Below are 13,284 nucleotides of genomic sequence, written 5' to 3'. Positions count from 1 at the left end.
CGATTCTTACTCGCCCCCAACGTGAGGACGTTGGCAGGGGTCACAGAGTCAAGAAAGGCAGATCAACAATGATGCTTCAGTATGGTGGATTGCCAACAGGTGTTAGTAATGTGATAATGTGCCGCTGGAACTCTTGGAGGTCGCATGCTTAGCTTCGCACGATTCCTACGCGCTCATTGGCGTGTATGGGGTTACCTTGCCTTGACACTCATTACTGTTGGCATCGTTTTCTTCTATCAGCCTCCGCTAACCAACGGGCCTGAATACGATAGCCATGTAAGACTATGGGCCTTGACGCTTCAATTGCTGGGAACCGCAACAGTGTGGTGGGACTTAACTCACACTGCCAAAGAGCATGGAGCCGGGCCGTCCCTTCGTAAGGCTTGGGATAGCATCAAATCCGCGTTTGGATTCCGCCCTCCCGTATCTGCACATGTGCTCATTGTTGAGGGGTGCGAAATGACGATATCGGGAGGGCGTATCAGCATTTGGCAGCAATCGCAAACCGTCGAGGCGCGTTTAGCGTACTTAGAGCAGTTCGTTCGAAGCCTAGATAAGGAGCTTGGAAATATTCATGGTGCCATTGCTGAGCAGGGTCGAAAGCAAACCGCCGATCTGAAACAGTTGGGTAAGGACTTACGTCGTGAGAACCAGCAACTAGGAGCAAAGCTAACAGATGCATTGGTCGGCAATTTCGCAACTCTGCACTTTGGCGTTATCTGGCTAGTTATCGGGATGATACTTGCTAGCGCTCCAGTTGAGATTACAAACCTATCCGTATGGCTGGGCCTGTTCAACTTATTTCAGTAGGCCCCACATGGCGAAAAAGAAGATTTTTATATGTAGTACCTGCATCCCTAATAAGCATTTGAGCAGAGTTGTCTATATCGAAGGATCGGAGGGACACTGCTCTAACTGCAATCGTCAGAAACCAAAAGGTTTTGAGATTGAACGATTGGCCGCCTTAATCGCTCCTATCATCAGTCAGCATTTCTGGACAAGTGATGACATTTACAGACCTACCAGAGACGAGAGGGAGGCGGAGCCTACGACGGTCTTCGATCTTGGCGAAATAGTCATGGGGCTGATGAACGCCGACATAGATTTCCGAGATGAGCTTGTCGATGCAATTGTCGAAGGCGAAGACTGCGACATACGAAATGGGGAAATTCCCTTCTTTGAACACGGCGGCGCATACGCTCAAATTCCTGAAGACGACCCCATTGACTACTTCACCCCACGTTGGAAATACATCGTCGAGGAATTGAAGCACAATAGACGGTTCTTCAGTGAATCTGTCCGGGAGTTCTTCGATGGGATTTTCAATGGTGTTGATGACATCATGGCTGTTGAAACGTCGCCGGTAAGCATCAGAAAAGTTGTGCGCAATGAACCTGAAGGCTTTACCGTGTACAGAGGGCGCATCATAGATTCAAATGAGATTGAGAAAGTACAAAGTAATCCATTTAAAGAAGTTGGTCCGACTCCAAAAGAGAAAGCAAGAGCGGGTCGGATGAGTCCAGAAGGCGTTGTTGCACTGTATTGCGCAACAGAGAAGGAAACTGCAATTGCAGAACTTCACCCTGCCATTGGACAAACCTCCGCAGTAATTGATTTGCGCTTTTCAAGAGAACTTCGGCTTCTTGATTTCAAGCGCCTTGAAAGTGCGTTGGATGATGGATGGAGTTCATACTTCGATCCTAAGTATAGAGAGAAGTGCGATGCTCGAGATTTCCTACGTCAACTCCACTATCTTATTTCACAGCCCGTGATGCCGAGCAAAGAGGCGGACTACCTGATAACACAAACTATGGCTGAATACCTTGCACATGTTTATGAGCCAGGATTCGACGGTATCGTATTTAGTTCGTCTCAATTCAAGAAGGGCACAAATATTGTTTTGTTCGCTAGAAAGGACCCTTTTCTAAATTCTCGCGAATTTCCTGTGACGTATGTTCCTGGCACTTTGACTTTTCATCAGACTGAAGCAGTAGCCTATACAAATCGGGAAATTAACCGGAACGTACAAGCGTCGCTTTGGGAGTGACGCATGATGTGGGCTTCTCAATCATAGAGATTTCGATATGGCAAAGCGATCATTTGATGGTGCAAAGTTCAGTCCATGGCAACTGCTGACATCTGCAAACGCGTTCTATGCGCTGTCCTGCTTCTATACCGACCGGATGCCAGAGGATGTGACTGATCCGAATCCGCAGTTCCCGCCATTGGCCGAGGGGCAGGCATCAGCAACGAATCGTATCCTTGCTCTTGAGTTATATCTAAAGGCGTTACTTGTAGGAGCTAGCGTTCAATTCCCCGCCAACCATGACTTATTAGCGTTATTCCGGGCTCTTCCAGAAGACATTAGGAAGGATATTGAAGCCGGGTACGAGGAGCGTCGGGGCTTGGCTGACGATCCTGCTGTGTTTGCTACTGTCGTCCTCCGTTTCCAGCTTACGCACACTCCCAGACAACCCATTGAAGAGCTACCTGAGCCAAAACAGATTGATCGCTCGTTGGTGGCGCTGCTGGAGCGCAATCGAAATGGTTTCGTTGAATCTCGCTACCTGTTCGATCAGGCGTCTTTCGATGCCCCTTCGTTGTTCGTCTATGAACATTTGCGTCTTGCCGTCCTATGTGGCGTCCTGTGCAACCTGCTAGAGACAGAATTACAGAATCGCCAGTTCTCCTACAGGCGTGCATTCAGCTTCCCTACGAGACGTAATGTCATCGCCGGGAGTGCCCTTCCGCCTTCAAAGGCAGTCTGTCAATGAGGACATCGAGTACCCTTGTATCGGGCTCAACTGGCGCTGAATGACTGACAGCGTATCTGCAGAAGCAGAATACATTGTCAAGATCGTCCGGCCTGCTCCCGCACTTCAGTGCGCCGAACCGTTCGCCGGTGTCGCGCCATGCCTTCACGCTGCATGCGACCGATGCGGGGACCGTCTACTCGTCACGTAACTGGATCCAGCGCGATGCCAGCTTGCCGGTGCGCGGGTTCGACTGATCTCATCTCCCATCGAGACGTGTAGCAAAACTACATTGCACCACCCGAATTCGATTGACATGCTCCTGAGCTGCTCCGAAAATCGGAACGGCTCAGCGGCTACACCCGTAGTTTTAATACGGTTACGTGAACGCCTGCCGCTCGGGCGCCGCACTTCTATTTTCCGAAGGAAACAAACGACAGCCAACCCGTAACACCCAAGGAGGAGACATGAGAAACAAAACAATCCTGGCGAGCATGCTCGCAAGCGCCTTTCTCGCAACGTCCAGCGCCTACGCCGCCACCCCGGCAGCCCAGTCCGGCAACAGCCAGGCCATCCTGTTGCAGGGCTTCCACTGGAAGTCATCCAGCTACGCCAGCCCGAACTGGTACAACACCGTGCTCAACAACGTCGCCGACCTGAAAGCGCTGGGTGTAACCCACGTCTGGTTTCCGCCGCCGTCGGATTCGGCGGCGAGCGAAGGCTACCTGCCGCGCCAGCTCAACTCCCTCAATTCGCGCTACGGCAGCTCGGCCGAACTGACCAACGTGGTGCGCGCCTTCACCAACAACGGCATCAAGGCGATCGCCGACGTGGTGGTGAACCACCGGGTTGGCACCACCGGCTGGTCCGACTTCACCAATCCGAACTGGACCACCTACTCGATCGTCAACAACGACGAATGCAACTGCGGGCTGGGCAATGCCGACACGGGCCCGGGCTTTAACGGCGGCCGCGATCTCGACCACAAGAACGTGGGCGAGGTCCAGAACGGCATCATCAACTGGCTCAACTACACGATCAAGCCGGTCGGCTTTTCCGGCCTGCGCTTCGACTACGTGAAGGGCTTCGGCGCCAGCTACGTCGGCCAGTACGCGAACGCCTTCAATGCCGAGTTCTGCGTCGGCGAGCTGTGGAACGACCTGAACCTGAACAACATCGACGCCCATCGCCAGGGCATCATGGACTGGATCAACGGCACCGGCAACAGCTGCGGCGCCTTCGACTTCACGACCAAGGGCCTGCTCAACGACGCGCTGGCGAACGGGAATTACTGGCGCCTGAAGGATTCGTCCGGCAAGCCGCAGGGTGCCGTCGGCTGGTGGCCGGCAATGGCCGTCACCTTCGTCGACAACCACGATACCGGCCCGGCCGAAACCTGCGGCAGCGGCCAGAACCACTGGCCCGTGCCCTGCGGCGCGGTGATGCAGGGTTACGCCTACATCCTCAGCCACCCGGGCATCCCGACCGTCTTCTACCCGCACATCTACAACTGGAACCTGAAGACGGAAATCGCGGCATTGATCAAGGCCCGCAAGGCGGCGGGCGTGCATTCGACTTCGCCGGTCGCGATCCAGCAAGCCACGCAAGGCCTGTACGCGGCGATCGTCACCGGCAGTGCGCGCCAGCTGGCCATGAAGATCGGGCCGAACAGCTGGAGCCCGGGCGCCGGCTGGACGCTGCAGACCTCGGGCAACAACTACGCGGTCTGGATGAAGTAAGCGGGCGCATGTGCGCCGGGGCGGCCTGGCATGGGCTTGCGCTTGCCCGCGCTTGCCCGCGCTTGCAATTCGTCGCCCCGGCTGGCGTTTCGTCGCAATCCACCGGCAAGGCCGGCTTGCGGATGGGAGCATGGCATTTTCAACGACATCCATGCTCCCATGCCACACGAGACCACCCGCAAGCACGCAGCCGCCCTGCGCCTCCTGCTCCTCACCTGCCTGGCATTCGCAGGCCCGGCCCACGCCGCCGCCGAAGCGGCCACGGTCGACATCATCGACGGCCGCAAGGTTGAATCGCTCACCATCCGCAACCCGGCCGCCAGGGCGACCGTCCTCTTCGAGAACGGCTCGCGCGCCACCCTGGACGGCTGGGACAAGGTGCTCGACGCCGTCAGCCCGCATGCCACCGTGTTCGCCTATAACCGGCCCGGCTACGCCAACAGCGAGGCGACCGATGCGCCGCGCGACGGCGCCACCATCGTCGAGCAGCTGCGCACTACCCTGAAACGCAAGGGACTGGCGCCGCCCTACGTGCTGGTCGGGCATTCGCTGGGCGGCCTGTACATGGAGCTGTTCGCGCGGCGCTATCCGGAAGAAGTGAAAGGCCTGGTGCTGGTCGACGCGCTGTATCCGCGCGTGGTCAAGAAGTCCGCGGACTTCCCCTTCTACACCCGCGCCGGCAAATGGCTGTTCTTTTCGCGCACCGTGGGGGACGAGATCGACCGCATCCACGAGACCGGCGAAATGGTCGCCGCGCTGCCGCCCATCGACGACAAGCCCATCATCCGGCTCGTGAACCGGCCGCTGTCCTCGACCGCGATCGCCGTCGACTTCGGCGCCTTCAATTTTGACGAGGGCACGCGCGCCTTCGTGCGTGGCCTGTATCCGAAGGCGAAAACCGTGGTGGCCGATGCCTCGCACCAGATGCAGGTGACGCACCCGGAGATCGTCAGCGCCGCCATCCGCGAAATACTGGCCCTCGAACGCGCACAATAGCCCCGCGGCCTCCCATCCGGGGGCTGGCCGCCTCCGGAGGAGCCTGCCGTATGGCCGCCCAGCCTCATGTATCAGCTTTTTTACAAATCCAGCCGAGGCTTGCCCGAAAGATACCATTAGAATAGTTTCTCCAAACTAAACATAAAAACAGGGGAAACATGATCCGTTTGCCATTGGCTCTGGCTGCGCTGTGCCTCGGCGCATCTGCTTTTGCGGCCGAACCTTTTGATGACAAGTTCCGCCAGCTCGACGAGCTGCTGCCGACGCCCACGACGATCCGCACGGCGTCGGGCGCGCCGGGCCACGCCTACTGGCAGCAGCGCGCGGACTACACCATCCGCGCCACACTCGATGAAGCCAACCGCGCGATCCGCGGCGCCGAGACGATCACGTACCACAACAATTCCCCCGATACGCTCAATTACCTGTGGCTGCAGCTGGACCAGAACATCTACAAGCCGAACTCGGACGCGCGCATGTCGGCCACGGCGGTCTCGCGCGAGGCCTGGACCAAGCCGCGCAGCCCCGAAGAAGGCATGAAGTTCGACAGCATGCGCACCACGCTCGAAGCCATGAGCTTCCAGGGCGGCTTCAACATCACCGCGGTGAACGCGAACGGACGCAAGCTCCCCCATGTCATCAACCGCACGATGATGCGCATCGACCTGCCCCAGCCCCTGAAGCCGGGCCAGCGCTTCTCGTTCAGCATCGAATGGAACTATAAAATCAACGAGCAGAAGGTCCTGGGCGGCCGTTCGGGCTACGAGAAATTCGACGACAAGAACGACCTGTTCGAGATTGCCCAGTGGTTCCCGCGCATGGCGGCCTACTACGACGTCTACGGCTGGCAGCACAAGCAGTTCCTGGGCGCCGGCGAGTTCACGCTCGAATTCGGCGACTACGACGTCGAGATCACGGTCCCGTCGGACCACATCGTCGCGTCGACCGGCGTGCTACAGAACCCGGGCTCGGTGCTGACAAGCACCCAGCGCGACCGCCTGGCTCAGGCGAAGAAGGCGACCAAGCCGGTCGTCATCGTGACCCAGGCCGAGGCGGAAGCCGCCGAAAAGGGCCGCGCAACCACCACCAAGACCTGGCATTTCAAGGCGAAGAACGTGCGCGACTTCGCGTTCGCCTCGAGCCGCAAGTTCATCTGGGACGCGCAGGGCATCAAGAGCGGCGATACCGACGTGATGGCGATGTCCTACTATCCGAAGGAAGGCAATCCGCTGTGGGAGAAGTACTCGACCCAGGCGATCATCCATACCATCGAGCAGTACAACAAGTACGCCTTCGACTACCCGTACCCGACCTCGATTTCCGTGAACGGCCCGGTGGGCGGCATGGAATACCCGATGATCACCTTCAACGGCCCGCGTCCGACCAGGGACAAGAAGACCGGCGAGATCACCTATTCGAAGCGCACGAAATATGGCCTGATCGGCGTGATCATCCATGAAGTGGGCCACAACTACTTCCCGATGATCGTCAACTCCGACGAGCGCCAGTGGACCTGGATGGACGAGGGCCTGAACTCCTTCGTGCAGACCCTGGCCCAGGAAGCCTGGGAAGAGAACTGGCCGGAGATGCGCGGCGAACCGCGCCTGATCACCGACTACATGAAGAGCCGCAACCAGGTGCCGATCATGACCAACTCGGAGTCGCTCCTGCAGTTCGGGAACAACGCCTACGCCAAGCCAGCCGCCGCGCTGACCGTGCTGCGCGAGACGGTGCTGGGCCGCGAACTGTTCGACTTCGCCCTGCGCGAGTATGCGCAGCGCTGGAAGTTCAAGCGCCCGACCCCGGCCGACTTCTTCCGCACCATGGAGGACGCGTCCGGCACCGATCTGGACTGGTTCTGGCGCGGCTGGTTCTACACCACCGACGCGGTCGACGTGAGCGTGGACGGCATCAGCGAGTACACGATCAGCTCGCAGAATCCGGAAACCGAGAAAGCCTGGCGCCGCAAGATGAAGGAAGCCGAGCCGGTCTCGCTGACCGACCAGCGCAACAAGGGCATGCCGCGCCGCGTCGACGCGCATCCCGAGCTGAAGGACTTCTACAACGAGCACGACGACTTCACCGTCACCAATGCCGACCGCAACAAGTACAACGAAGCCCAAGGCAAGCTGGAAGACTGGGAGAAGGCGCTGCTCAAGGAAGGCAAGCACCTTTACCTGGTCGACTTCTCGAACATCGGCGGGCTGGTGACGCCGTTGGTGCTGGAGATCCAGCTCAAGAGCGGCAAGAAGTACGTCGAGCGCATCCCGGCGGAAGTGTGGCGCTATTCGCCGAAGAAGATCACCAAGCTGATCGTCACGGACGAGCCGATGGTCTCGCTGACCCAGGACCCGTACTGGGAAACCGCCGACATCGACCAGTCGAACAACGCCTGGCCGCGCAAGCTGACGCCGTCGCGCCTGGAGCTGTTCAAGTCGCAGGCGCCGGCCAATGACCTGATGAAGGACTTCAATACCAAGCTGAAGACGCCGGAAGAAAAGGCGGCGACGCAGGAGGAGCCGAAGAAGGAGACGGTGCCGGTCGTGCAGTGATGCCTGTTGGCGCATGAGACCGTAGGGTGGGCACTCCGTGCCCACGCGTTACGTACCTGTCCCCAGTCAGCAGCGGTGAGGTGTCGCTCGCGAAGCATGTAATGGCCGACAATTAGGCACTGCCTGGCTCCGGTCAGCGTCACGAGCGATACCTCGCGGCCAACAAGAATTCATACGCACGTAGCGCGTGGGCACGGCGTGCCCACCCTACGTTCAGGCCGGTGGCCGTGCACGCGCGCGGCCACCGGTTGTTTTGCTTTAAAACCATTCGCATACCCATGAACATGAAGCACCTGGCGCGCGCCGCCGCCCTCCTCTTCGCCCTGTCCGCCGGCGCCCACGCCGCCGACAGGTTCGACGACAAGTTCCGCCAGCTCGACGAGCTGCTGCCCACGCCGACCAGCACCCGCACCGCTTCCGGCGCCCCGGGCCACGCCTACTGGCAGCAGCGCGCCGACTACAAGCTGCGCGCCACGCTGGACGAGGACAAGCGCGCCATCACAGGCTCCGGCACCGTCACCTACACCAACAACTCGCCCGACACGCTGTCCTACCTGTGGGTGCAGCTGGACCAGAACATGTTCCGCGGCGACTCGGACAACCGCAACATCTCGACCATCCCGTCGCGCGACGCCTGGCAGAAAGGCGGCGCGGAAGGCGTGAAGTTCGACGCCATGCGCTTCGCTTTCGAGAGCCGCCGGTTCGAAGGTGGTTTCAACGTGAAAAGCGTGAAGGCGGCGGACGGCCGCCCGCTGCATCACGTCATCAACAAGACCATGATGCGCATCGACCTGCCGCAGCCGATGAAGCCGGGTTCGCGCTTCTCGTTCGCGATGGAGTGGCGCTTCAACATCCCCGAGATGAAGGTGCTGGGCCGCCGCATGGGCTTCGAGCGCTTCGAGGAAGACGGCAACGACATCTTCGAGATCGCCCAGTGGTTCCCGCGCATGGCGGCCTACTACGATGCCGCCGGCTGGCAGAACAAGCAGTACCTGGGCGACGGCGAATTCACGCTCGAATTCGGCGACTACGATGTCGAGATCACGGTGCCGTCGGATCACATCGTGGCCTCGACCGGCGTGCTGCAGAACCCGGGCGCGGTGCTCACCGATGCCCAGCGCGAGCGCCTGGCGCAGGCGAAGAAGGCAAAGAAGCCGGTCATCATCGTCACCCAGGCCGAGGCCGAGGCTGCGGAAAAGAGCCGCGCCAGGACGATGAAAACCTGGCGCTTCAAGGCCGACAACGTGCGCGATTTCGCCTTTGCCTCGAGCCGCAAGTTCATCTGGGACGCGCAGGCGATCAAGAGCGGCGCTACCGATGTGATGGCAATGTCCTACTACCCGAAGGAGGGTAATCCGCTGTGGGAGAAATACTCCACGCCGGCCATCATCCACACCATCGAGCAGTACAGTAAATACTCCTTCGACTACCCCTACCCGACCGCCATTTCCGTGAACGGCCCGGTGGGCGGCATGGAATACCCGATGATCTCGTTCAACGGCCCGCGTCCGACGAAGGACAAGAAGACCGGCGAGATCACGTATTCGAAGGCGACCAAGTATGGCCTGATCAGCGTGATCATCCACGAGGTCGGCCACAACTACTATCCGATGATCGTCAACTCCGACGAGCGCCAGTGGACCTGGATGGACGAAGGCCTGAACAGCTTCCTCCAGTTCCTGGCCGAGCAGGCCTGGGAAGAAGGTTACCCGGCCAAGCGTGGCGAGCCGCGCAACATCGTCGATTACATGCGCAGCAAGAACCAGGTGCCGATCATGACCAATGCGGAGTCGACGCTCCAGCGCGGCGCCAACGCCTATGCGAAGCCGGCGACCGCTCTGAACGTGCTGCGCGAAACGGTGCTGGGCCGCGAGCTGTTCGACTTCGCCTTCCGCGAATACGGCCGCCGCTGGAAGTTCAAGCGTCCGACCCCGGCCGACCTGTTCCGCACCATGGAAGACGCCTCGGGCACGGACCTCGACTGGTTCTGGCGCGGCTGGTTCTATACCACTGACGCGGTCGACGTGAGCGTGGACGGCATCAGCGAGTACACCATCAGCAGCCAGGATCCGGAAGTCGAGAAGGCCTGGCGCCGCAAGGCGAAGGAGGCCGAGCCGGTCTCGCTGACCGACCAGCGCAACAAGGGGCTGCCGCGCCGCGTCGATGCGCACCCCGAGCTGAAGGACTTCTACAACGAGCACGACGACTTCACCGTCACGAATGCCGACCGCAACAAATTCAAGGAGTCGCAGTCCAAGCTGGAAGACTGGGAAAAGGCGCTGCTCAAGGAAGGCAAGCATTTGTACCTGGTCGATTTTTCGAACATCGGCGGACTGGTGACGCCGCTGGTACTGGAAATCGAACTCAAGAGCGGCAGGAAGTATGTCGAGCGCATTCCCGCCGAGGTGTGGCGCTACTCGCCGAAGAAGATCACCAAGCTGATCGTCACCGACGAGCCGATGGTCGCGCTCACCCAGGACCCCTATTGGGAGACCGCCGACATCGACACCAGCAACAATGCCTGGCCGAGGAAGGTGACGCCGTCGCGCCTGGAGCTGTTCAAGACCCAGCAGCAGAACGACATGATGAAAGACTTCAATACGACACTGAAGACGCCTGAAACGAAGGCTGTGGAGGCCGCGGCACCGAAGGCGGCGCAATGATGCGCTGGGCGAAGCTGTTGTTTGCCACCCTGCTGCTGTGCGCGAGCACGGCCGCATGGGCGCATCGTTTCCATGCGGGGATCACGGACATCTCCTTCAATGCCCGCACCGGCAGCACCGAGATCGTCCACACCTACATGGCGCACGACATCGAGGGCCTGCTGGCCAACATGTACGGGCGCCAGTTCGACCTGTCCGATCCGGAAGACCAGGACGTGCTGCGCAAGTACATCGACAAGCGCTTCTGGCTGCACGGCCAGGACAGGACCCGGCTGAACGTGCGCTGGGTCGGCATGTCGATCAACGCCGACTACGTGATGATCTACCAGGAAGTCGAGCAGACCCCGCTGTGGAAGGCCGGCGCCGTCCACCAGGAGGTGCTGACCGACTTCCTGCCCGACCAGGTCAACACCGTCAACCTCAACGAGGGCAATGCCGTGCGCACCCTCACCTTTGACCGCAACAACGTCGAACAGCCGACGCGCCCCACACCATGATCCAGCTTCGCCCCCTGCCCTGCGCGCTGTTCTGCGCCCTCCCTGCTTTATTCCTCCACTGCGCCGCGCAGGCGGACGACCTCGTGCTGCAGCGCGTGCTGGTCGAAGGCGCGCGCATGAGCCAGCTCGGCATCGCCGATTCCGCCAACGCCGGCACCGTCGGCCAGAAGGACCTGGCCGCGCGCACCGCCTACCGCCCCGGCGAAATGCTGGAAGCCATGCCGGGCCTGATCGCCAGCCAGCACAGCGGCGAGGGAAAAGCCAACCAGTTCTACCTGCGCGGTTTCAACCTCGACCACGGCACGGACCTGGCGACCTGGGTCGACGGCATGCCGGTCAACCAGCGCAGCCACGCCCACGGCCAGGGCTGGACCGACGTCAACTTCCTGATCCCGGAACTGGTCGGCCGCCTCGACTACCGCAAGGGCCCCTACTCGGCGCGCAGCGGCGACTTTTCCTCGGCCGGCAGCGCCGAAGTCACCTACGCCAACCGCCTGGTGAAAGACATCGCCAGCCTCACGCTGGGCCAGGACGGCTTCGCGCGCGGCGTGGTTGCCGGCGCGCCGGAAGTGGCCGGTGGCGTCCTGCTGTATGCCTTGGAAGGGATGAAGAACGACGGTCCGTGGACGCGCCCGGACGACTACCGCAAGACGAATGCCGTGCTGCGCTACAGCCGCGGCTTCGCCAACAACGGCTGGAGCGTGACGGCGATGGCCTACCGCGGCCGTTGGAATGCCACCGACCAGATCCCGCTGCGCGCGGTGCAGGACGGTTCGATCGGCCGCTTCGACGCCATCGACGAGACCGACGGCGGCAACGCACGCCGCTACAGCCTGTCGGGCATCTGGCGCCAGACCGACGCCGACTCGGCCTCCAGGCTGAGCGCCTACGTGATCCGCAACCAGCTCGATTTGTTCTCGAACTTCACCTACTTTCTCAACGACCCGGTCAACGGCGACCAGTTCGCCCAGCCGGACCGGCGCGTGACCAGCGGCCTGGACGCCACCCAGACCTGGCACGTGCACCGCAGCGACACCATGGCCTCGGACCTGACGGTCGGCGCGCGCCTGCAGAACGACAACATCTTCAATGGGCTCTACAACACGCGGGCGCGCCAGGTGCTCTCGACCACGCGCGCGGACCACATCGTCGAGACCAGCGGCGGCCTGTTCGTCGAGAGCGCCACGCGCTGGAACGCCGTGGTGCGCACGGTGGCCGGCGTGCGCGCCGACCGCTACCGCTTCGACGTGCGCAGCGACCGCCTGGAAAACAGCGGGCGCGCCAGCGACACCCAGCTCAGCCCTTCGCTGAGCCTGATCCTGGCGCCGCTGGATTCGACCGAGTTCTACCTGAACTACGGCCACGGCTTCCACAGCAACGATGCGCGCGGCACGGTCGCCGGCATCGACCCGGCGACCTTGGAAAGCGTCGAGCGCACGCCGGGCCTGGTGCGTTCGCGCGGCATGGAGCTCGGCCTGCGCACGGAAGCGATTCCCAAGATGCAGACCGCCGTGTCGCTGTACAAGCTCGACTTCGACTCCGAACTGACCTATATCGGCGACGCCGGCATGACCGAAGCGGGCGACGCCAGCCGCCGTATTGGTGTCGAGTTCTCGAACTACTGGCGGCCCCTGAAGTGGCTGGCGGTCGACTTCGACGCCGCCTTTGCGCGCGCCCGCTCGCGCGGCGGCAATCCGGAAGGAGACCGCATTCCGGGAGCCGTGGAAGGCGTGGGCCAGCTGGCCCTCACCGTCGACAAGGTCGGACCGTGGTCGGGGGCGCTGCGCCTGCGCTACTTCGGTCCGCGCCCGCTCATCGAGGACAACAGCGTGCGCTCGCAGGCCAGCACCACCCTCAACGGACGGATCGGCTACCGCATCGGCAAGGACATGCAGGTCGAGCTCGAAGGCTTCAACCTCGGCAACCGGCGCGATTCGGCCATCGACTATTACTATGCCTCGCAACTGGCCGGCGAAACCGCGCCGCGCGAGGACATCCACTTCCATCCGATCGAGCCGCGCTCCTTCCGCGTGACCTTCACGAAGACCTGGTAAAAATTGACTAAGCGCAAGAGGCGGCGGGCC

Annotated in this window: 10 protein-coding genes; all 10 read left to right on the top strand. The window is 61.0% G+C overall.

All coding sequences use genetic code 11. From position 1 onward, the window contains the following. The first annotated feature begins 144 nt into the window (after positions 1–144). The gene (locus ACSUZJ_RS05245) at positions 145–810 is read left to right on the top strand and encodes a hypothetical protein (RefSeq protein ID WP_499413956.1); all 666 of its coding nucleotides are present in this window, start codon (positions 145–147) and stop codon (positions 808–810) included. Between the two features lie 7 nt (positions 811–817). After that, a complete protein-coding gene (locus ACSUZJ_RS05240; protein ID WP_499413954.1) occupies positions 818–2,047 on the top strand; it encodes an RES family NAD+ phosphorylase in 1,230 nt (409 codons plus the stop codon). A gap of 37 nt (positions 2,048–2,084) precedes the next feature. Then, positions 2,085–2,774, top strand: a complete 690-nt coding sequence (locus tag ACSUZJ_RS05235; RefSeq protein ID WP_499413952.1) for a hypothetical protein — start codon at positions 2,085–2,087, stop codon at positions 2,772–2,774. Positions 2,775–2,848: 74 nt separating this feature from the next. Further along, entirely contained in the window at positions 2,849–3,010 is a 162-nt protein-coding gene (locus ACSUZJ_RS05230; protein ID WP_499413950.1) for a hypothetical protein, read from the top strand. A 210-nt stretch (positions 3,011–3,220) separates the two neighbouring features. Beyond that, positions 3,221–4,492 (top strand): glucan 1,4-alpha-maltotetraohydrolase domain-containing protein, encoded by a 1,272-nt coding sequence (locus ACSUZJ_RS05225; RefSeq protein ID WP_499413948.1) that lies wholly within the window; start codon positions 3,221–3,223, stop codon positions 4,490–4,492. 159 nt (positions 4,493–4,651) lie between these two features. Continuing rightward, on the top strand, positions 4,652–5,488 hold the full coding sequence (locus tag ACSUZJ_RS05220) for an alpha/beta fold hydrolase (RefSeq protein WP_499413946.1): 837 nt from the start codon (positions 4,652–4,654) through the stop codon (positions 5,486–5,488). A 158-nt stretch (positions 5,489–5,646) separates the two neighbouring features. Beyond that, positions 5,647–8,040, top strand: a complete 2,394-nt coding sequence (locus tag ACSUZJ_RS05215; RefSeq protein ID WP_499413944.1) for a M1 family metallopeptidase — start codon at positions 5,647–5,649, stop codon at positions 8,038–8,040. A gap of 278 nt (positions 8,041–8,318) precedes the next feature. Continuing rightward, positions 8,319–10,703, top strand: coding sequence for a M1 family metallopeptidase (locus tag ACSUZJ_RS05210; protein WP_499413942.1), 2,385 nt, complete (start codon positions 8,319–8,321; stop codon positions 10,701–10,703). After that, positions 10,700–11,200 carry a DUF6702 family protein gene (locus ACSUZJ_RS05205; RefSeq protein WP_499413940.1) on the top strand — a complete coding sequence of 167 codons (501 nt, stop codon included), beginning with the start codon at positions 10,700–10,702 and terminating at the stop codon, positions 11,198–11,200. Before ACSUZJ_RS05210 ends, ACSUZJ_RS05205 begins: the two co-directional genes overlap by 4 nt. Then, positions 11,197–13,254 carry a TonB-dependent receptor gene (locus tag ACSUZJ_RS05200; protein ID WP_499413938.1) on the top strand — a complete coding sequence of 686 codons (2,058 nt, stop codon included), beginning with the start codon at positions 11,197–11,199 and terminating at the stop codon, positions 13,252–13,254. Before ACSUZJ_RS05205 ends, ACSUZJ_RS05200 begins: the two co-directional genes overlap by 4 nt. Positions 13,255–13,284 lie beyond the last annotated feature (30 nt).

This window comes from Telluria sp. B2, assembly GCF_051789535.1.
Classification (GTDB): Bacteria; Pseudomonadota; Gammaproteobacteria; order Burkholderiales; family Burkholderiaceae_D; genus Telluria.
This window is presented reverse-complemented; position numbering and strand designations above follow the sequence as displayed.